Annotated in this window: 14 protein-coding genes; 11 read left to right on the forward strand and 3 right to left on the reverse strand. The window is 68.3% G+C overall.

Translation table 11 applies throughout. From position 1 onward, the window contains the following. Positions 1-136: 136 nt before the first annotated feature. Positions 137-1,114 carry a bifunctional riboflavin kinase/FAD synthetase gene (gene ribF, locus CKO31_RS14625; protein ID WP_200238853.1) on the reverse strand — a complete coding sequence of 326 codons (978 nt, stop codon included), beginning with the start codon at positions 1,112-1,114 and terminating at the stop codon, positions 137-139. A gap of 66 nt (positions 1,115-1,180) precedes the next feature. Continuing rightward, positions 1,181-2,755 (reverse strand): murein biosynthesis integral membrane protein MurJ, encoded by a 1,575-nt coding sequence (gene murJ / locus CKO31_RS14630; RefSeq protein ID WP_200238855.1) that lies wholly within the window; start codon positions 2,753-2,755, stop codon positions 1,181-1,183. Positions 2,756-2,986: 231 nt separating this feature from the next. On the opposite strand from murJ, the gene CKO31_RS14635 reads away from it, so the two are divergent. The 6 genes from CKO31_RS14635 (at position 2,987) to CKO31_RS14660 (ending at position 8,212) form a co-directional block, all read left to right on the forward strand. Beyond that, positions 2,987-4,546, forward strand: a complete 1,560-nt coding sequence (locus CKO31_RS14635) for an ArnT family glycosyltransferase (RefSeq protein WP_200238857.1) — start codon at positions 2,987-2,989, stop codon at positions 4,544-4,546. Positions 4,547-4,801: 255 nt separating this feature from the next. After that, positions 4,802-6,391: a DUF4139 domain-containing protein gene (locus tag CKO31_RS14640; RefSeq protein ID WP_242475392.1), complete on the forward strand. Its 1,590-nt coding sequence runs from the start codon at positions 4,802-4,804 to the stop codon at positions 6,389-6,391. A 92-nt stretch (positions 6,392-6,483) separates the two neighbouring features. Beyond that, a complete protein-coding gene (locus CKO31_RS14645; protein ID WP_200238858.1) occupies positions 6,484-6,900 on the forward strand; it encodes a hypothetical protein in 417 nt (138 codons plus the stop codon). Further along, complete coding sequence (locus CKO31_RS14650; protein ID WP_200238861.1) at positions 6,872-7,441, forward strand: Uma2 family endonuclease; 570 nt, start codon at positions 6,872-6,874, stop codon at positions 7,439-7,441. Before CKO31_RS14645 ends, CKO31_RS14650 begins: the two co-directional genes overlap by 29 nt. A gap of 230 nt (positions 7,442-7,671) precedes the next feature. After that, on the forward strand, positions 7,672-7,932 hold the full coding sequence (locus tag CKO31_RS14655) for a type II toxin-antitoxin system Phd/YefM family antitoxin (RefSeq protein WP_200238863.1): 261 nt from the start codon (positions 7,672-7,674) through the stop codon (positions 7,930-7,932). A 10-nt stretch (positions 7,933-7,942) separates the two neighbouring features. After that, on the forward strand, positions 7,943-8,212 hold the full coding sequence (locus tag CKO31_RS14660; RefSeq protein WP_322789150.1) for a type II toxin-antitoxin system RelE family toxin: 270 nt from the start codon (positions 7,943-7,945) through the stop codon (positions 8,210-8,212). A 33-nt stretch (positions 8,213-8,245) separates the two neighbouring features. Here the strand turns inward: CKO31_RS14660 and CKO31_RS14665 are convergent, their stop codons facing one another. Beyond that, the gene (locus CKO31_RS14665; RefSeq protein ID WP_200238865.1) at positions 8,246-9,220 is read right to left on the reverse strand and encodes an MBL fold metallo-hydrolase; all 975 of its coding nucleotides are present in this window, start codon (positions 9,218-9,220) and stop codon (positions 8,246-8,248) included. Positions 9,221-9,546: 326 nt separating this feature from the next. Here CKO31_RS14665 and CKO31_RS14670 point away from each other — a divergent pair, with 326 nt between their 5' ends. The 5 genes from CKO31_RS14670 to CKO31_RS14690 all read left to right on the forward strand — a co-directional run bounded on the left by CKO31_RS14670 (position 9,547) and on the right by CKO31_RS14690 (position 20,150). After that, positions 9,547-15,036 (forward strand): RecQ family ATP-dependent DNA helicase, encoded by a 5,490-nt coding sequence (locus tag CKO31_RS14670; RefSeq protein WP_200238867.1) that lies wholly within the window; start codon positions 9,547-9,549, stop codon positions 15,034-15,036. A gap of 244 nt (positions 15,037-15,280) precedes the next feature. After that, positions 15,281-15,658 (forward strand): hypothetical protein, encoded by a 378-nt coding sequence (locus CKO31_RS14675; protein ID WP_200238869.1) that lies wholly within the window; start codon positions 15,281-15,283, stop codon positions 15,656-15,658. A 214-nt stretch (positions 15,659-15,872) separates the two neighbouring features. Beyond that, positions 15,873-17,288 (forward strand): hypothetical protein, encoded by a 1,416-nt coding sequence (locus CKO31_RS14680; protein ID WP_200238871.1) that lies wholly within the window; start codon positions 15,873-15,875, stop codon positions 17,286-17,288. A 248-nt stretch (positions 17,289-17,536) separates the two neighbouring features. Then, complete coding sequence (locus tag CKO31_RS14685; RefSeq protein WP_200238873.1) at positions 17,537-19,054, forward strand: phytoene desaturase; 1,518 nt, start codon at positions 17,537-17,539, stop codon at positions 19,052-19,054. Beyond that, on the forward strand, positions 19,032-20,150 hold the full coding sequence (locus tag CKO31_RS14690; RefSeq protein WP_200238875.1) for a phytoene/squalene synthase family protein: 1,119 nt from the start codon (positions 19,032-19,034) through the stop codon (positions 20,148-20,150). Before CKO31_RS14685 ends, CKO31_RS14690 begins: the two co-directional genes overlap by 23 nt. Position 20,151 lies beyond the last annotated feature (1 nt).

The following is a 20,151-nucleotide window of genomic DNA, read 5'->3' on the forward strand; positions in this document are numbered from 1 at the left end:
GCTCCTGGTCCGAAACAGGCACGGAAGCCGCAGCGCAGCGGGGCATGGCAACAAACCTCTGATCATCGAAAATTCACGAGATCAGAATGATAACGAACATACCTCGAAACGGTCTCAGGACTTTCATGCGGCTGCACTAGCCGACGCCGAGGTAGGCACGGGCCGCGGCGGCGTCGCGGCCGATCTGCGTCTTCAGCGCCTCGAAGGACTCGAAGCGCTGCTCGCCGCGCAGTCGCAGGCGAAACTCCACTTCCAGGTGGGCGCCGTAGAGATCGCCGTCGAAGTCGAGAAGGTGCACCTCCAGGCGCACGTCCTGCCCGTTCAGCGTCGGCCGGCGCCCGACGTTGGCCACGCCTGGCCAGAGGCTCGGCCAGCGCTCGGCCCAGTCCGCCGGCCGCTGGACCGGGAGCCGCCCGCCGTCCAGCTCCCGCACCGCCACGGCATAGACGCCGGCGACCGGACTGACCCGCCGGTGCAGCGGCAGATTCGCCGTTGGAAAGCCGATGCTGCGCCCGCGCTTGTCTCCGTGGGCCACGCGCCCGCGCATGGCGTAATGGCGGCCCAGCAGGTGGCGGGCCTGCGCCAGCTCGCCGCGGGCCAGGGCCTCGCGTACCCGGGTGCTGCTGATGCGCTCTTCGCCTTGGGTGATGGTGTGGAGGTTCTCCACCTCGAAGCCGCGCTGCGCACCGGCGGCCTGGAGCAGCTGAAAGTCGCCGCCGCGGTTGCGCCCGAAGCGGAAATCGTCCCCCACCAGTAGGAAGCGTACACCGAGCCCGCGCACCAACAGCCGGTCGATGAAGGCGTCCGCCGGCATGGCCGCGAGCCTGGGCCCAAACTCCAGCAGCATCACACGCTGGATGCCATCGGCCTCGATGGCGGCGAGCTTCTCCCGCAGGCGGGTGAGTCGCGCCGGTGCGGCGTCCGGCTGAAAATATTCCATGGGCTGCGGCTCGAAGGTGATCACCGTCGCCGGCAGGCCCAGTTCCTGCCCGCGCTGGAGCAGGCGCCTGAACACGGTGCGGTGACCAAGATGCACGCCGTCGAAGTTGCCGATGGTGGCGACACACCCGCGGTCTTGCTCGCGCAGGTTGTGCAGGCCCCGGATCAATCTCATCGCGCTCGGTTGCTCGGGCTGCGGTCTATGGGAGTGAGCGGCGGATTATAGACCGCCTTGGGCGTGTTATTCGGCGCCGTCGCCCTCCGCATGCTGCGGCGGCTCGCGGAAGTGGTGCGGGCGCAGGCCCAGCGCCAAGAGTGCGCCACCGTAGACCAGCGCGGCGGCGCCGATGACGCCGGCGAGTCGGAGCACCCGCTCGGCAGTAGCCGTCTCCAGCCAGTCGGCGGTTGGCCCCGCGAGCCACCAGAGCAGCAGCGCCATGGCCAGATTCGCCGCGAGCGCCCGCAGCAGCAGCAAGCGCCAGCCCGGTAGGGGCCGATAGACACCGGCGCGGTTCAGCCCAGCCAGCAGGAGCCCGCCGTTGAGCAGCGCCGCAAGGGATGTCGCCGCCGCCAGGCCGCCATGGCCAAAGGGGATCATCAGTGCCAGGCTCAGCAGCAGATTGACGACCATCGCCAGCAGGGCGATGCGCATCGGCGTGCGCACGTCCTGGCGGCCGTAGTAGCCGGGCACCAGGGCCTTCACCGCCATGAAGCCAGTCAGCCCGGCCGAGTAGGCCACCAGGCTCTGCCGGGCCATGGTCACATCCTCGGCACCGAAGCTGCCGGAGAGAAACAGCGTCGCCAGCACCGGGCCCGCCAGCAGCATCAGGCCGATGCTCGCCGGCACCCCCAACAGCAGCACCCAGCGCAGGGCCCAGTCCAGGGTGCGCGAGAAGGCTCCGCCGGCACCGGATTCGGCCCGCACCCCGGCGGAGCGCGACAGCTGCGGCAGGATCACCGTGCCCAGCGCCGCGCCGAGAATGCCGAGCGGAAACTCTACCAACCGGTCCGAGTAGTAGAGCCAGGAGATGCTGCCGGTGACCAGCAGCGACGCCAGCAGGGTGTCGATGAGCAGCGCCACCTGGGCCACCGACACCCCGAACAGCGCCGGTCCCATGAGCCGCCCGATGCGCTGCACGCCAGGGTGGCGCAAGCCGAGCCGCGGCCGCGGCAGCAGCCCGAGCCGAGCCAGAAACGGCAGTTGGAAGGCCAGCTGCACCAACCCCGCCAGGAGCACGCCCCAGGCAAGCGCCATCACCGGCTGGTCGAGTCTGGGCGCCAGCCATAGTGCGCAGGCGATGAGCACCAGGTTCAGCAGCACCGGCGTGAAGGCAGGGACGCCGAAGCGCTCGTGGGTGTTCAGGACGCCGCCGGCAAAGGCGGTGAGGCCAATGAAAAAGAGATAGGGCAGCGTCAGCCGCAGCATGGCCGCGGACAGGACATGAGTCTCGGGCTCCGCGGCAAAGCCCGGCGCAAAGGCCAGCACCAGCAGCGGCGCTGCCAACACGCCAAGCGCGGTCACCACGAACAGCAGCAGTGCCAGGCTGCCCGCGGCGCGATCCACGAAGTCCTTTAGGTCCGCCGCCGAGCGCGCTTCCCGGTACCGCTGCAGCACGGGCACCAGCGCCGCCGCGAAGGCGCCCTCCGCAAACAGCCGCCGCAGCAGATTCGGCACTTTGAAGGCGACGAAAAAGGCGTCCGTGGCCGCATCCGCCCCGAACAGCCGCGCGATCAGCAGGTCCCGCACGAACCCGAGCACGCGCGACAGCAGGGTGGTGCTGCCCACCTTGGCGATGGCAGCGGTGAGCTTGGGCACTGGCGCTCCGGCAAAAGCCGCGATTATAGGCAGGTGCGCCGACGCGACCCAGGTACGCCCGAGACCTGGGTCAACGACGCGCCGGCAGTGGCTGGCTCTTCCTCACCGGCTCCCTATGGGCTGTGTCGCGCACTGCCGGGGCATTGCGCTTGGCCCTGCGGGATAATCGACCTCGATGCGGGCCAGGGCAGCGGGCCGCCGCGCAACACTCATGCTCAGGAGTCCCAGACCTTGGCCGAGACCCGAGAGGCCGCCAGCAGCAACGGCACGATGCAGCCTGCGCCCGCTACCCGCAGGCGCATGGTCGAGTGGCTCGGCGTCTTGGCGCTGGTGCTGGGTGCGGCAGCGCTCTTCGTCACGAACAACGACTTCTCCCGGCACTACCACAGCGACGAGTCCAACAAAGCCCGCTTCACGGCGGAGCTCGTCCAAGACTTCAAGCATCCGTTGCTGTTGCTGCAGGCGAGCCGACTGGTCAACGCGCTCGTGCAGGCCGAGGATCGACAGGCCATCACGCGGATCGGGCGCTCGGTCTCCGCCGCGGCGGCGTCGGGCCTGGTGCTGCTCATGTATCTGCTTGCCCGGCCACGTCTCGGGATAGCGGCGGGGTTTGCGGTCGCCGCGGGCGTTGCGCTATCGCCCATCATCGTCATCCACGCCCATTACTTCAAAGAAGACCTGCTCCTCACTCTCTTCTGCTATCTCTCCCTGCTGGCGCTGGCACGCTTTCTTGCGGAGCCGACGCGGCGCACGGCCCTGCTGCTCGGCGTGGCCACGGGTCTGGCCTTGTCGTCACACTACAAGTCTCTGATCCTCGCGTTCGTGTATGTGCTGGCGCTGGTCCTGGTGGCGCCGAGGCCGGCTCGGGCGTACGTCAGGCTGGGCCTGCAGGCCGCCGCAGCCGCGGCCGTGCTGTTCCTGATCGTGAACTACCCACTGCTCTGGGACCCGGCGAGCTTCCTGAAAGGCTTCTTCTTCGAGGGCGAGCATGCGCTGAGCGGTCATGATCTGCGCATCAGCCCGATGGCGCACCTGTTCAGCTTCCACCTCGCGAACAGCCTGATTCCCGGCATGACACTGCCGCTGGCCCTCGCCGCCGTGGCGGCATCGCTGTGGGCGGCCCTCAACTTGCGTCGGCTCGACACGGCGGAGCGTATCCTGCTGTTGTTCATTGCCACGGCCTACTTCGTGGTCGAGCTCTCCCCCACCAAGCCGTTCCCGGATTTTCAGCGCTACGTGATACCGGTGGTGCCGGGCCTGATCTACTTCTTCGTGAAGCTGCTCTCGCGCATCGCCGCCGGTCAGCCGGAGCGCAAGAAACTGATTCTGGGTGTCGGCGCACTGATGCTCTTGGCGTACCCGGGATACGTGACCCTCAATCTGCTCTACGCCCTGGATCGGGACACGCGGGAAGCGGTGCAGGCGTACGTCGAGAACAATCCGGGCGCCTATGTCTTCGAGTGGTACACCCGCCCCGGGCCGGGCACCGTGCGCGACATCTCGGCGGTGGCACCCGATGCCTACCGCAGCGAGCACGGCTTCTATGTCGCCAGCAGCTTCATGTACGGGCGCTATCTCGCCGGGCTTGGCATGCCAGATCAGCCGCCGGCGGTGTACGCGAAGGCCGGCCGCTACGCCCGCCTGTTCTCCGGATTCGAATGCGTGGAGATCAGGCCGCGTTTCCGCTCCTTCGCGTTCAGCAATCCGGTTCTGCGCATCATCGATCTCCGCCGCCCCACGGAGCAGGCATCCGGCTGTGAAGTCAGGGTCCATGGCGGCGCGCAGGAATGACCGAGATCCGCCCGCGCGCACCATGCGCTCGCCACTCGGGGGCGCGGACTCCCAGGCGGCGACGAGCCGCCCATACGCACGCCCTGTCGGCCGGCGCGACGGCAAGGGACTTGGGGCCGCAGCGCTCAGCGGCGCCCGGTTTGCGCGGCGGGATGTACAACGCTCGGCAACTTGCGCAAACCGAGGGTTTACACTGTGCGCCCTGATGTTTTTCGCTGGCTCTATTAGGGTCCGGCGCCCACCGACAGGTGACACATGCACAAGCCCATCGGCATCCGCGCTGCGCTGCTCGCGGCCCTGACCCTCATCGGCACGGAGAAGACCATGGCCCAACCGCCCCAAGAGCCCCCGGCCCAGCCCTCCGTGTATCCCCCAGGTGCCATGGCCGGCACAGCTCAGTCCGAGCCCGGCGGCACGGATGCCGGCGACCCTGGTGCCGGGCTCGCCGCCGGGGTGCCCGAGCAAACCAGCACCCTGGCGGAGCAAACCGCCGTCGCCGTGACCATTTACAACCAGGATCTGGCGCTCATCAAGGACCGCCGCCGGCTAACCCTGCCTGCCGGCCGTGTGGATCTGGCTTATCGGGACGTGAGCGCGCGCATCCGCCCCGAGACGGCCCTGCTGCGCGACAGCGCCGGTGCCGCGGGTGTGACGGTGCTGGAGCAGAACTTCGACTTCGACCTGCTGACACCGGACAAGCTCTTGGAGAAGTACGTCGGCCGCGAGGTGGGCGTGGTGCGCACCCACCCGACCACCGGCGAGGAGACCGAAGAAACCGCCACCGTGCTCGCCGCCAGCGACGGTGTCGTGCTGCGCATCGGCAGCGGTGCCGAGCAGCGCATCGAGGCGAGCCGCGACGGGGGGCTCCCCGGACGCATCGTCTACCGCGACATCCCGCCCAACCTGCGCGATCGCCCGACCCTGGTGCTGGCGCTGGACAATGCCGCCGCCGGCGAGCGCGAGCTGGAGCTGTCCTATTTAAGCGGCGGCCTGAGCTGGGAGGCGGACTATGTCGGCGAGCTGGCCCCGGACGAGACCACTGTGGACCTCACCGGCTGGGTCACCCTTACTAACCAAAGCGGCACCGCCTACCCGAGCGCCAAGCTCCAGCTCGTTGCCGGCGAGGTGAACATCGCCGACGAGCCGCAGGCGGACATGCGCATGATGGAAGCCATGCCGCGCGCCGCCGCGGCCCCGCAAATGACCGAGGAGAGCCTGTTCGAGTATCACCTCTACACCCTCGAGCGCCCCACCACAATCGCCGACAACCAGACCAAGCAGGTGTCGCTGCTGGATGCCCCCGGTGTGGCCGTCGGCAAGGAGCTCTTGGTCCGCGGCAACCCCGGCAGCTACCGCGGCGCCCGCGGTCAGCTGACCGAAGAGATGGAGGTCAGTGTTTTCCTGAAGCTGACCAACGACGAGGCCTCGAACCTCGGCATGCCGCTGCCGGCGGGCACCGTGCGCATCTACAAGCGCGACGCGACGGGCAACGCGCAGTTCGTCGGCGAGGACCGCATCGACCACACGCCGAAGAACGAGACTGTGCGCCTGAAGCTCGGCGAGTCCTTCGACGTCACCGCCGAGCGCAAGCAGACCGCGTTCGACAAGCGCTCCGGCACCGGGCCCTGGCAGTACGAGTTCGACAGCGCCTACGAGATCCGCATTCGCAACGCCAAGCCCGAGCCGCAGCCGGTCACCGTGCAGGAGCGCATCCCCGGCGACTGGAAGATGCTGGAGGAGAGCGCCCCACACCAGGTGGGCAACGCCAACACCGCGCTCTGGAAGCTCACCGTGCCCGCCGAGGGCGAGACGGTGCTGACCTACCGCGTGCGCGTCAGGTTCTGAGCGCGGCAGCGCGGGAGCGGCGTCCCCGCCGCGATTGCGATGGTCACGAGGTGGGAGCGGCGTCCCCGCCGCGATTGCGACAACAGCGGTCAGTGTCGCGGCAGGGATGCCGCTCCCACGTCCCCGCGAGCTTCGCGGCCTGCTTCTTCTCCGGCCGCTCGGGCGGCGGGGCGGGGCTGATCCTGCTGCCGGTGCTGCTGTTCACCGGGCTGGCGTTCATCAATGCCCTGGCGAGCCACAAGCTGGCGGTGGGCTTCATCGGCGTCGGCTCGACGCTGAGCTACGACCAGCTCTACGCAACGTCCATGACGCTCGCCGCCAACGGCATCTTCTGGAACCGCGTCGGTGCGGTTGACCCCGTCTTCATGGGCCATGTGATCTGGCCGTTGGCGCCCGGGCTCTCTGGGCGAGGCTCCGCTGGTTTTCCACCCCGTCCCGCTTCGGCTATGCTGCTCGGAATCGAGCATCGATCTCACCGCCATGTCCAGCGTCGCCCTCCAATTGCCTGAGCGCCACCGGATATCCGTGCGTGAATACTTCCGCATGGCCGAGACCGGCGTGCTGGATCCCGAGGCGCGGATCGAGCTCATCGACGGGGAGTTGTTCGACATGCCGCCCATCGGCCCCGCCCACGCCAGCCGGGTCAAGCGCTGCATTCGGCTGTTCTCCCGCGTGGTGGGCGATGCGGCCATCGTCTCCGCCCAAGACCCCGTGGTGCTTGGCGATTTCTCCGCCCCGCAACCGGATCTTGCCCTGCTGCGCTGGCGGGAGGACTTCTACGAGCAGGCCCACCCAGGGCCTGCGGACATCCTCGTCGTCATCGAGGTCGCGGACAGCAGCCTGGCCCACGACCGCGACCGCAAACTGCCCCTCTATGCCCGCTTCGCCGTGCCCGAGGTTTGGCTGGTGGACATCACGGGCCGGCATCTGGATGTCCATCGCCACCCCGAGGACGGCGCCTACACCACCCGGTTCCGGGTGCAGCACCTCTCGTGCGTGGGCATCGCTGGCCTGCCAGGTCTCGAGCTGGACCTGCGGTCGCTGTTCTGACCCGGGCGGTCAACACCCGGGCAGCTCGGCATCGAGCTGCTTTCGAGCCAACGACGATCTGACATTAATCCTTGCAGCATCGTTGGCGGTCACGGGCCTGCTGCTGCTGTGGCCGACGGTGCGGGGCTGGCTCGGCGGCTGAGCCGAGACTGCGCGACCTGGACAGCAACGGCATTGAGGTCTAACCTTCCGTACCAGAACATGTACACTGTCGAGCTTCACCCCCTGCCATGAGCGCCATCACCGCCACCGACGCCCGCAAGGGCTTTTTCGACCTGATCAAGCGCGTCAACGAGCGCTACGAAGTCATGCACATCCGCCATCGCCAGGGCGATGCCGTGCTCATGTCCGAGGCCGAGTACGAGGGGCTGATGGCGACACTGGAATTGCTGTCCGACCCGGGTTTCCGAAGCGGCATGTCCAGAGCGCAGGCGGAAGCCGAGGCCGACGACACCCGATCCTTCGAAGAGGTCTTCGGCGAGCCGCAGTAAGGAGCGGAGCGTGCCGGAGGGATCCAAACGTTACCGCATCCGGTTCACGCGGCAGGCGGAGAAGGATGTCCAAAAGCTCACCCCCAAGGTTAGGGACAAGCTGAAGGACATCCTGCGCAACCGCCTCGCCGTCGATCCCCACTCAGGCAAGCAGCTCGTGGGTCCACTCAAAGGCTACTGGTCATTGCGGCTCACCTATCAGGACCGCATCGTCTACGCCAGCCACGATGACGAGCTGCTGGTGCTGGTTCTGCGTGCGCGCAGCCACTACGGAGACTGAGCGGTCGCCCGGCTGGGGCCGACTCGCCCGGCATCACTGCCCCAGCATCTCCTGCTCCAGCGACAGATAGATGCCGTAGGCGTTGCGCCGGTGCGCGGCATCGAAGGCCGGCAGCTTCTGGAATCGCGACCAGTCCGCGGCCTCGTAGGCCTCGGCGAAGGGGATCATCTCGTCCACCGCCGCAGCCATCTGCTCGCGGGTGTACTTGAGATAGTCGAGCGTGCGGGAGACGGCCGCCGCGGGCTCGCTGGCCGCGGGGCCGTGGCCCGGGATCAGCGCCTCGATACCGGTGTCGTCCAGGGACTCCAGCACGGCCAGCCAGTGGCCGGTGTCCGCGCTGCCGGTGAAGGGCACCCGGCCCTCGAAGATGATGTCGCCGGAGATGAGCACATTGTCCGGGCGCACCAGCACGGCGAGGTCGCCGTCGGAATGCGCCGGGCCCAGGTAGCGGATATCGAGGGTCACATCGCCCAGGCCGATCTCCGTCTGCTCAGTGATCACCACGTCCGGGCTCACCAGCCTCGTGTCCTCGTTGACCCAGGGGTCGAGGGAGAAGCGCCGCTCCTCCAGGCGCTCCTCTGCGGCCGGCGCGTCCAGGTAGTCCTGGAAGCCGCCGGGGGCAATGATCTTGGCGCCGAGGTCTTCAAACACCTGCAGCCCGTAGATGTGATCCGCGTGATAGTGGGTGACGAGGACGGTCTTGATGGGCGCATCGGACACCTTGCGGAGCTCGTCGATGAAGCGCTTGGCAAGCGATGGCGAGCCGAGGGCGTCCACCACGGCGATGCCGTCGTCGGTGATGATGGCCGCGGCGTTGGAGATGAAGCCCTTGTTGTCGGTGGCGATGCCGGGCACGCCGCGCACGTAGTAGACATGGTCCGACACCTTGTGCAGCGGCATGTCGATGTCGATGGGGGCGATGTCTGCGCCAGCGGCGGCGCTGGTCAGACCTAGCGCTGCGGACAGGCAAAGGGCGGACAGAGAGCGTGTGATGTGCGACGAAGCCATGGGCTGAACTGAGATTGGGCGTTTTGGGCTACTTGGGTAGCGATTGACGGCAGGAGCTCGCCGCCGCTTTGGCTGAGATGCGGCGCCGGGGCAACCACCGCCTATGGTTGGTCAGCTTGTTCGTCCGCGGCGCTGAGCGCTTCGCAGAAGATGCGAATTGCATCCGCGTATTCTACATGCACTACCAATACCACCAACTGATCGGGCGGGCCGCTGCCGATCATGCGCTGGCCAATCCGGCAGGATTGGCGCAAGAATCGGCACCAATGACTGCGCGATTGCGGCCGTCGGCTCGGCAACCGGCTGCGGGAGCAGCGACCACAGACATGGCAGACGACGGCCGGCATACCGAGGGCGGCGCACCGGGCGACGACCTACTGTTCTCCTGGCTCGGGCGCGCCCTGCTGCTCGACCTGGAGACCGGCCCCTCGGGCGAGGTCCACAAGATCGGCGCCGTTCCGGGCTCGCGCGGCGGCGAGCGCGAGTTCCGCCGCGAGGGCCGGTTCGAGCTGGGCCGGGCGCTTAAGGATCTGGCGGACTTCGCCGGCGATGCCGAGACGGTCATCGGCCATAACCTGCTGGGTCACGACCTGCCGACCCTGCGCGCGCTGGCACCGGCGCTCGGGCTGCTCGGGCGGCCCATCGTCGACACCCTCTATCTCTCGCCGCTGGCCTTCCCGCAGAACCCTTACCACCGGCTGGTGAAGGATTACAAGCTGGTGCGCGACAGCCTCGCCGACCCGGTGGCGGACTGCCGGCTGGCGGCGCAGGTGCTGCGGGAGCAGTGCGAAGAATTCGCCCGGCGCCTGGCAGCCGACCCATCCGAGGCGGCCCTGCTGGCGGTCTATCGCTTCTGCTTCCAGGGCGCCACCCTGCTGGACGACAACCCCACCGGCGGCGACGGCATCGCCGCGGTGTTCCGGTTGATGGGGGTGCCCCTGCCCACGGTGCAGCAGGTGCGCGACACGCTGCTCGCGCGTTGGCAGGGCCACGCCTGCGCCACGGCCGCACCACGGCTGATCCTGGATCACATCAAGGACATCAAGCTGCGCCCGGTGCTCGCCTACGCCGCTGCCTGGCTGACGGTGGCCGGCGGCATCTCGGTGCTGCCGCCCTGGGTGCGCCAGCGCTTCCCGGCCACGGCGGGCCTGCTGACGGCCCTGCGCGAGGTGCCCTGCGGCGAGCCGGACTGTGCCTGGTGCCGGGAAACCCACGACCCGGCCATGCAGCTGCGGCGCTGGTTCGGCTTCGACGCCTTCCGTGCGGAGCCGGCGACGCCGCACGGCGCAAGCCTGCAGCAGGCGGTGGTCACCGACGGCATGGCTGGGCGCTCGTTGCTCGCCCTCCTGCCCACCGGCGGCGGCAAGTCGCTCTGTTTCCAGCTGCCGGCGCTGGTGCGCTACACGCGCCGCGGCACGCTGACGGTGGTGATCTCGCCGTTGCAGGCATTGATGAAGGACCAAGTGGACAACCTTGTGCGTAAAACCGGCGCCACCAACGCCGCCGCCCTCTACGGTCTGCTGACCCCGCCGGAGCGCGGCGACGTGATGGAGCGGGTGCGCCTGGGCGACGTGGCCATCCTGTACCTCTCGCCGGAGCAGCTGCGCAACCGCTCGGTGGCGGAGATGATGGCGAGCCGGGAGATCGGCTGCTGGGTGTTCGACGAGGCCCACTGCCTATCCAAGTGGGGCCACGACTTCCGCCCCGATTATCTCTACGCCAGCCGCTTCATCCGCACCCTGGCCGAGCGTCAGCGGATGCCGGTGCCGCCGGTCACCTGCGTCACCGCCACCGCCAAGCAGGACGTCACCGACGAGATCCTGGCCCATTTCCGCGACGAGCTGGGCCTGACGCTCACCCTGTTCGAAGGCGGTGTGGAGCGGGACAACCTGGCCTTCGAGGTGCAGCTCGCCGGCAAGCACGAGAAGGACGCCCGCATCCACGCCATCCTCACCGAGCACCTGGGCAAGCCGACAGAGCGAGCGCATGATAGCGGCGGCGCCGCCATCGTCTACGCATCCCGCCGCCGGCGCACCGAGGCGCTGGCCGAGCGCCTGCAGCGCGAAGGCTGGGCGGCGGAGGCCTTTCATGCGGGCATCGAGGCACCGCAAAAGAAGCGCATCCAGGACGCCTTCGTGGCCGGGGAGCTGACGGTGATCTGCGCCACCAACGCCTTCGGCATGGGCGTGGACAAGGAGGACGTGCGCCTGGTCATCCATGCGGATATCCCGGCGTCGCTGGAGAACTACATCCAGGAAGCCGGCCGCGCCGGGCGCGACCGCCAGCCTGCGCTCTGCGTGCTGCTCTACGACCAGCAGGATATCGAGGCCCAGTTCGGCATGGAGGCCATGTCGGAGCTCACCCATCGGGATATCGCCGAAATCCTGCGCGGACTGCGCCGCGCCAAGCGCAATCGCGACGGCGATGTGGTGGTGACCGCCGGCGAGCTGCTGCGCGACGAGGAGCTGCGCCTCGGCTTCGACCCCGAGGCGCGCGACGCGGACACCCGCGTGCGCATCGCCATCTCCTGGCTGGAGCGCGCCGGGCTGGTGCAGCGGGACGAGAACCGCACCGGCGTCTTCCAGGGCCGCCCGGCGGTGACGGACCTGGCGGCGGCGGAGCGCAAGATCGCCGGCCTGCGCCTCTCCAACGCCCAAAAGGCGCGCTGGCTCGCCATCCTGGAGGTGCTGCTGAACGCGGAGCCGGACGAGAGCTTCACCGCCGACGATCTGGCGCTGCTGCCCGCCTGCAGGCAGCAGCCCGGGGCCGACTGGGATCGCGGCCAGAGCGCGGCGCAGCGCGTGCTGCGCACCCTGCACGACATGGCGCGGGCCGGGCTGGTGGACGAGGGGCCGCAGCTGAGCGCCTTCGTCCGGCACAAGGTGCGCGACAGCTCCCGGTCTATCCTGGCACGCGTCGTCGCCCTGGAGCGGGCCATGCTGGAGGCGCTGCGCGAGCAGCAGCCGGACACGGACCCCGACGCCTGGCTGCACCTGTCCCTGCGGCGGCTCAATCAGCACCTGCTGGACGCGGGCCACGCCGACAGCAACCCGGAGACCCTGCGCGCGCTGCTCAAGGGCCTGGCGCTGGACGGCCGCGGCCTGGCCGGCGCCCGCGGCAGCCTGGATCTGCGCCAGCTCGACCGCGACCACTATCGGGTGCGACTGCACCGAGACTGGCCGACGCTCGCCCGCACCGCCGAGCGCCGCCGCGCCGTGGCCCAGCTGATGCTCGACACCCTGCTCGCCAAGCTGCCCGCGGATGCCCCGGCGGGCGCCGACCTGCTGCTGCGCTTCGGCACCGACGAGCTGACCCGGGCCATCGCGGACGACCTGGTGCTCGCCGGCGAGGTGCGCGATCCGCTCGCCGCCGTGGACCGCGGGCTCATGTTCCTGCACGAGCACGGCGCCGTCATCCTGCACAGCGGCCTCGCCGTGTTCCGCGCCGCCATGACCGTGCGGGTGCTGCCGGAGGCCAAGCGCCGGCGCTACAGCAAGGCCCAGTACCAACCGCTGGCGCAGCACTACGGCGAGCGGGTGTTCCAGATCCATGTCATGGACCGCTACGCCCGCCTCGGCGCCGAGCAGGTCCGCCGGGCGCTGGGGCTGGTGGCTGGCTATTTCTCCCTGGGCAAGGAGGCCTTCGTGCGCCGCTTCTTTGGCGACCAGCGCGAGATGCTCTCCCGCGCCACCACCGCCGAGTCCTTCGCGCGCATTGTGGATGCCCTGCGCAGCCCGGCGCAGACGGAGATCGTCGCCGCCCCGGCGGACGGCAACCGCCTGGTGCTGGCGGGCCCCGGCGCCGGCAAGACCCGGGTCATCGTGCACCGCTGCGCCTACCTGCTGCGGGTGCTGCGGGTGCCGGCGCACCGCATCCTGGTGCTCTGCTTCAACCGGTCCGCGGCGCTGGAGCTGCGGCGGCGGCTCGGCGAGCTCGTGGGGGACGACGGGCGGCGGGTGACGGTGCAGACCTACCACGGCTTTGCCATGCGCTTGACGGGACATTCGTACGCGGAGCGCGCGGCTGACGGCGCCGACATGACGCCGGATTTCGAAGGGGTGTTGGAAGAGGCCGTCGCCCTGCTGGAAGGTCAGAGAGACCTGCCGGGCATGGCGCCCGACACCGCCCGCGAGCGCCTGCTCGCCGGCTATCGCCACATCCTGGTGGACGAGTACCAGGACATCGACGCCACGCAATACCGTCTGGTGAGCGCCATCGCCGGCCGTGCGCTGCAGCAGGACGGCGACGATGCCCGCCTCACCCTGCTCGCAGTGGGCGACGACGACCAGAACATCTACGCCTTCCGCGGCGCCAGCGTCGAATATATCCGCCGTTTCCACCAGGACTACGACGCCGAGCTGCACTACCTGGTGGAGAACTACCGCAGCAGTGCGCACATCATCCAAGCCGCCAACGCGCTCATCGTCCACAACCGCGAGCGCATGAAGGCGGATCAGCCCATCCGCATCGACCGCGGCCGGGCGCGGGCGCCCGCCGGCGGGCGCTGGGCCGAGCTGGACCGCCACGCCCGCGGCCGGGTGCTGGTGCAGCAGGTGTCGGATGCGGGCCGGCAGGCGGCGGCCATCGTCGCCCGCATGCAGGCGTTGCACCGCCTCGGCGGCGGCAGCTGGCGGGACTTTGCCATCCTCGCCCGACGGCACGCGGTACTCGCACGCGTGCGCGCGCTCTGCGAGCACATGGGCATTCCGGTGCGCCTCGGCGCCGACCTGCCGGGTTTGCATCGCATCCGTGAGATCCACGCCTTCCTGGCCGCGCTGAAGGACCACGGTCAGGCGCCGCTGACACCGGCGCAGCTTGACGAGCTGCTGCCGTCACGGCGGGGCCCTTGGCGCGATCTGCTGAGGGATCTGATCGCCGATTGGCGTGCAGAGCTGGGGGCTGCGGGGGGAGAGAGTGCTGTCGACAGGTATGCCGAGGCTGCCGCGGGGCCGTGTGGCACAGCCCCGGACACCGACGGCCCCGCGGTCCCCGCTGCCGATATCGCCGAATTCTGCTGGGAGAGCCTCACCGAGCAGCGCCGGGAGCGTCGCATCGGCGACGGGGTGCTGCTCGCCACTCTGCATGCCGCCAAGGGGCTGGAATTTCCGCATGTGCTCATAGCCGATGGTGGCTGGGCCCATGGCGCGCGCACCCGCGCTGCCCGCGACACTCGGTCGGCAGCGCCGCGCGCAGACGAGCCAGCCGAAGACGAGCGCCGCAGCTTCTATGTCGGCATGACCCGCGCCCGGGAAACACTGACGCTGTTGGAGATCGCCGGCGGCGGGCACCCGCACCTGCCGCTGCTGCACGCGGCTGCTAGCCAGGGGCAGGCTGTCGCCGGCGACTGGCTGCTGCGCGAAGCGCCGATTCTAGAGCCGCCACCGGCGGCGATCACGGCCCGCCGCTACGCTCAGCTTACCCCTGCGGACCTGGACCTGGGCTACGCCGGCCGTCAACCTCCGGACGCCCCGATTCACCGCCACCTCGCGGGGCTGCAGGCCGGCGACTACCTCGCCTGGCGCCGGCTGGGAGCGTCGGCGTCCCAGCGGCCTGACGGGGGCCGCAGCACCGAGACACCGCCAGCGCATAACGGCGCCGGCGGCCTAATCCTCACCACGGCCGACGGTCAGGCGGTCGCCCGCCTGTCCAAACGCGCCGCCGGCCAATGGCTGCCCCATGCTGAGTGTATCGAGGCCATCCGCATCGTCGCTATGCTCCGCCGCGACCACAGCCAAACCGAGCCCCAATACGCCGCGAGCCTGCACAGCGAGGTTTGGGAGGTGCCTTTGGCAGAGATTCAGTGGCGGGCTTCTTGAGCGCAGCCCCCGAGCGGCGCCCGCGGGGCGGCTGGGCGTCGCGCCCACGGGCATCGTCCGGCGAATCCGAAGCGCCCGAGCGTGTGCGGGCCGGGGTGCCGGCGGCCCGACCGCCATGCTGGTGGGTGCCGCAAGCACTGCCCCGGCGCGGCGTCGACGGACGGCTCCCACCTCGTGTCGGAGCGACGCGTATCATTGATCTGCCACAGGCCGCGCTGGAGTCGCGTGCACCGCTGCGCTGCGCGTGCTCGGCAAGACAGTCTCCCGACGCTGTGGCACGATAGCCGCAAAACATTCAGGGTTTAGTCCCGCCCGCAACCTCACCTCTCAAGGCTTCGAGCGTATGATGTTACACCTAGAAAACTGGGTTTGGGGTCTGGTCTTTATCGTCGCACTTGTTGTTTTCCTGCACGCTGCCTTCGAGCTGGCCCGGCGACTGTTGGCGCGCTTTGCCCTGCGAGTTTGTCAGATGCGCGAAGCCCGCGAAGGAGGCTTTATCTGCGAGCTGAAGCGGAAGCTGCATGGCTTCGCAAGCCGATCGCTGCTGCCGCGAGCGCTGGTGTTGATCGGCTCCTTCGCCGTGATGGCTTTCGTTATCGTGGAGCATTCGGCAAAACTCTGACAATTCCCCCGCCGCACTGCCGGCAGCCGTCGGTGGTGCGCGCGCTTGCGTGACCGTTCAGCCAGAACAGGACCGTCCAGAGCCCGTCCGTTGGCGGTAGGCGCGCTTGCGTAACAGCCGCGGGCCGTGCCGTGTCGAGCGAGCCGTGCTGCGTTCGCCACACGACCGCGACCGCCCTGGACGTCGAACAGGTATTCTTTCCATGTCCATTACGATGTCGCAATTCCTGAAATCGCACGGCCTTCAGCGTAATCCTTTCATCGAGGAGGAGGCGCAGAACGACAAGGTGTTCGAAGATCTCGTCAATGAGTCGGGCTACACCTTCAACCATCAGGCTTGGGACAAGTTTTTCGGCGAGCCGCCGGGCCGCGGCACGTCGATGATCTTCGGTGTCAAAGGCAGCGGCAAGTCTGCCCTGCGCCTTGCGCTCGAGAAGAACATCGCGCACTTCAATCGCGAGCACGCCGGGGGCATCCTGCTGATCAAGTACGACGACTTCAACAGTTTTCTGGATGCCTTCAAGCGCCGGGGCGATCAGGATCGCAAGCGCGAGACGCCCATTACGCTCAAGGATTTCGGTCTTGCGCAGCATCTCGACGCCATCCTCATCTGCGGCATGGAGGCGCTGCTGGACGAGCTCGACGCCGGCGACATTTCACTGGCACAGCTGGAAACCCATCAGCGACATGACCTGATGATGCTGATGGCCTTCTATCTCAGTGGGCCGCCGGACCGCTACAGCCGCATCATGGATGACCTCGGCGATCGACTCCTACCGCGCAGCATCTTCGGGGCCGTGGGAAGCGGCCTCAAGGCGAATGTCGTCGGTCTGTTGACGCTCGGCATCGTCCCGCTGGTGCGCCAATCCTTCTACGCCGGGGTCGCCCGCGCTGCGGCCCGGGAGATCGTGGTGCGCACGCGCAATTCCAAATATATTAAGCGGGCGCTGCGCCGGGTTCCGCTCGGTTATTTGCAGAACCAGGACATCAAGCGCCGCGGCTGGCGCGATAACGAGGACGTGCGGCGTTTGTTCGTCACCAAGTTCATAGATGTCGTGCTGAGCCTCGGCTATCAGCAGATCGTGGTGGTGATGGACAAGATCGATGAGCCTTCGCTGATCAATGGCGACCGCGAACGCATGGAGGCCTTCGTCTGGCCGCTGTGGAATAACCGCATCCTGCAGCTGCACCCGAATCTGAGCTTCAAGATGCTGCTGCCACGGCAGCTCTACGAAGTGGTTCGCAGGGCGGGCTCCGATAAGGCGAATGAAGCCCGCTTTGACAAGCAGAAGATCATTTATCCCTTCCGCTGGGGCGACAAGCAGCTCTACGACATGATGTCAGACCGGCTGCGCATCTGCCGCACCGATGCAAGTCAGCCATATCCGCTTGCGAACCTGTTCGACGAGGTGATGCCGACCCGGGAGATATTGGGCGCACTCGACAAGCTGCGCCAGCCGCGCTTCGTGCTGAATTATCTGTATCGGCTGATCGCCGAGACCTGCGCCCAGACCGACCGGGTCGATGACCAGCCGGTGCGTATCCCACACGAGGTCTTCTACCAGATCACCGCAACCATCGGCGAGGACATCAAGCAGTACTACCAGACGCTTGGAGAGAGTCCCGAGTAAGCGCACTCGCGGCTGCGGCAGCCGAGTGGGCGATGACGCCCGGCGTGACCTGAGGGCCGCGCCCGGCGCGCAGCCCAAGGCGGGCGGGGGTGCCTGATCGGCGTCGCGTTGACCCCGCACAACCGCGGCCGCCTTCGCCTGCTGCAACCTATGGTGCAGCGTCCGCGGACGTTGCTATACTGTCAAACATTCTTGACATCAGGCTAGGTTGACACGTGACGACGGCACCCCCGCGCGCTCCCTCCGATTTGACCGCGGCGGCCCAGACCGCTGCCGGCGGTCAGGCACATGCCGTCGTCATCGGCAGCGGCTTCGGCGGGCTTGCGGCAGCCGTCCGGCTCGCCTCCCGCGGCTATCGGGTCACAGTGCTGGAGAAGCTAGACAAGCCGGGCGGGCGCGCCTACGTGCACGAGCGCGACGGCTTCAAGTTCGACGCGGGCCCCACCATCATCACCGCGCCCTTCCTGCTGGAGGAGCTATGGGAGATGGCCGGGCGGCGCTTCGCGGACGACATCGATTTGCGCCCGATGGACCCCTTCTATCGGATCCGCTTCGACGACGGCACCACCTTCGATACCAACGCCGACGAGGCAGCCATGCGCGAGCAGGTGGCCCGGTTGTCGCCGGCGGATGTCGCGGGCTACGAGCAATACCTGGAAGAGAGCCGCAAGATCTTTCAGGTGGGCTTCGTCGAGCTAGGCCATGTACCCTTCACGAAGTGGACGGACATGGCGCGCATCGTGCCGAAGATGATGAAGCTGCAGAGCTACCGCAGCGTCTACGGCCTGGTGTCCAAGTACGTCAAGGACGAGCGGCTGCGCACGGCGCTGTCCTTTCACCCGCTGCTGATCGGCGGCAACCCCTTCTCCGTCAGCTCCATCTATGCGCTGATCTCCTATCTGGAGCGCCACTGGGGCGTCCACTCCGCCATCGGCGGTACCGGGGCCATCGTCGATGGACTGGTGAGCCTGATCGAGGGCCAGGGCAGCACGATCCGCTGCAATGCCGAGGTCGCCGAGATCACCACCCAGAACCGCAAGGCGACAGGGGTCAAGCTCAAAAACGGCGAGGTGATCGCCGCGGACATCGTCGTCGCCAACTCGGACTTCGCCTGGACCCACAAGCATCTGCTGCCGAGCGTCAAGCGCCGCAAGTGGCCGAACTGGCGGCTCGACGCGTCGCGCTACTCCAACGGTCTGTTCGTGTGGTACTTCGGTACCAAGCGCCAATACCCGGACCTGCCGCATCACAGCATCCTGCTCGGCCCGCGCTACCAGGGCCTACTCCGCGACATCTTCCACAAGAAGAGCCTGGCGGACGACTTCAGCCTGTACCTGCATCGGCCGACGGCGACCGACCCCAGCATCGCCCCCGAGGGCTGCGATGCCTTCTACGTGTTGGCACCCGTGCCGCACTTGGACGGCGACACCGACTGGGCCGAGCGCGCCGAGCCCTACCGCCAGGCCATCGAAGACTATCTTGACCGCACCGTGCTGCCGGGGCTCAAGGACAACTTGGTCACGTCGCTGGTGTCGACCCCCATCGATTTCCATGAGCGCCTGCTGTCGTACAAAGGCGCCGGATTCAGCCTGGAGCCCGTGCTCTGGCAGAGCGCCTGGCTGCGTCCGCACAACAAGAGCGAGGAAGTGGAGCACCTCTACTTCGTTGGCGCCGGGACCCACCCCGGCGCCGGCGTCCCCGGGGTCATCTCCACCGCCCGCGTACTCGACAAGGTGGTGCCCGATGCTACTGTTTTCGCAAACTGAGCGCTGTTTCGCGGACCCGGCGGACCTGGCCGCCTGCCGGGCGTTGTTGAGCAACGGCTCCAAGTCGTTCCATGCCGCGTCCTTCTTCCTGCCCAAGTCGGTGCGTCAGCCGGCATCAGCGCTGTATGCCTTTTGCCGGATCGCCGACGACGCTATCGACGAATGCCGCGACGACCAGGCAGCGGCGCTTGCCGAGCTGCACGCGCGCCTGGGCCGCATCTACGCCGGACGGCCGGAGCCGCATCCCGTGGACCGCGCCTTCGCCGGTGCCGTCAGGCGGTTTCACATGCCCCGCGAGCTGCCGGAGGCCCTGCTGGACGGCTTCGCATGGGACGCCGAGGGCCGTAGCTACGACACCATCTCCGGTGTGCTCGACTACTCCGCCCGGGTCGCCGCTGCCGTGGGTGCCATGATGACGGCGTTGATGGGCGTGCGGGCACCGACGGTGCTCGCACGCGCCTGCGACCTCGGCAGCGCCATGCAGCTCACCAACATCTGCCGCGATGTGGGCGAGGACGCCCGCAATGGACGCATCTATCTGCCGCTCGATTGGCTGCGCGATGCGGGGATCGACCCCGACGAATTCCTCGCCAAGCCGCGCTTCACGCCGGCGCTCGGTGAGGTGGTCGAGCGCGTGCTGGCGCTCGCCGAGACCCTGTACCAGCGTGCCGAAACGGGCATCGCCAGGCTCCCCGTCGGCTGCCGTCCGGGCATCTACGCCGCCCGCCTGCTCTATGCCGAAATCGGTCACGAGGTGGCCCGCAACGGCTTCGATTCCGTGTCACAACGGGCCGTGGTGCCGCGTGCGCGCAAGATGGCTTTGTTGAGCCAGGCCATTGCCGCGACACCCTTCCCGGGCGGAGACTGCGACGCGGAGCCCTTGGACGAGAACCGTTTCCTGATCGATGCCGTTGCGGCGGCGCCCGCCCTGCCGGGCCGCGATGCCACGGGCCGCCCGCGGATCGGCCAGAAAGTGGTCTGGTTGTTGGACCTATTCGAAACCCTGGAGGAGCGTGACCGCACGGCTCAGACGATGGGCCAGTCCATGGAGCGGCTCGGCGGCGACATGCTCTCCGCGACGCGTACTGGAGGCTGAC

It is taken from the genome of Thiohalocapsa halophila (assembly GCF_016583825.1).
Taxonomy (GTDB): Bacteria; Pseudomonadota; Gammaproteobacteria; order Chromatiales; family Chromatiaceae; genus Thiohalocapsa; species Thiohalocapsa halophila.

Bases quoted from the DNA above. Each gene is read 5' to 3' on its own strand.
- CKO31_RS14655 (WP_200238863.1), top strand. From the start codon at position 7,672: ATGAGCGCCATCACCGCCACCGACGCCCGCAAGGGCTTTTTCGACCTG.
- CKO31_RS14690 (WP_200238875.1), top strand. From the start codon at position 19,032: ATGCTACTGTTTTCGCAAACTGAGCGCTGTTTCGCGGACCCGGCGGAC.
- ribF (WP_200238853.1), bottom strand. From the start codon at position 1,114: ATGAGATTGATCCGGGGCCTGCACAACCTGCGCGAGCAAGACCGCGGG.
- CKO31_RS14665 (WP_200238865.1), bottom strand. From the start codon at position 9,220: ATGGCTTCGTCGCACATCACACGCTCTCTGTCCGCCCTTTGCCTGTCC.
- CKO31_RS14680 (WP_200238871.1), top strand. From the start codon at position 15,873: ATGTCGCAATTCCTGAAATCGCACGGCCTTCAGCGTAATCCTTTCATC.
- CKO31_RS14640 (WP_242475392.1), top strand. From the start codon at position 4,802: ATGCACAAGCCCATCGGCATCCGCGCTGCGCTGCTCGCGGCCCTGACC.
- CKO31_RS14650 (WP_200238861.1), top strand. From the start codon at position 6,872: ATGTCCAGCGTCGCCCTCCAATTGCCTGAGCGCCACCGGATATCCGTG.
- CKO31_RS14670 (WP_200238867.1), top strand. From the start codon at position 9,547: ATGGCAGACGACGGCCGGCATACCGAGGGCGGCGCACCGGGCGACGAC.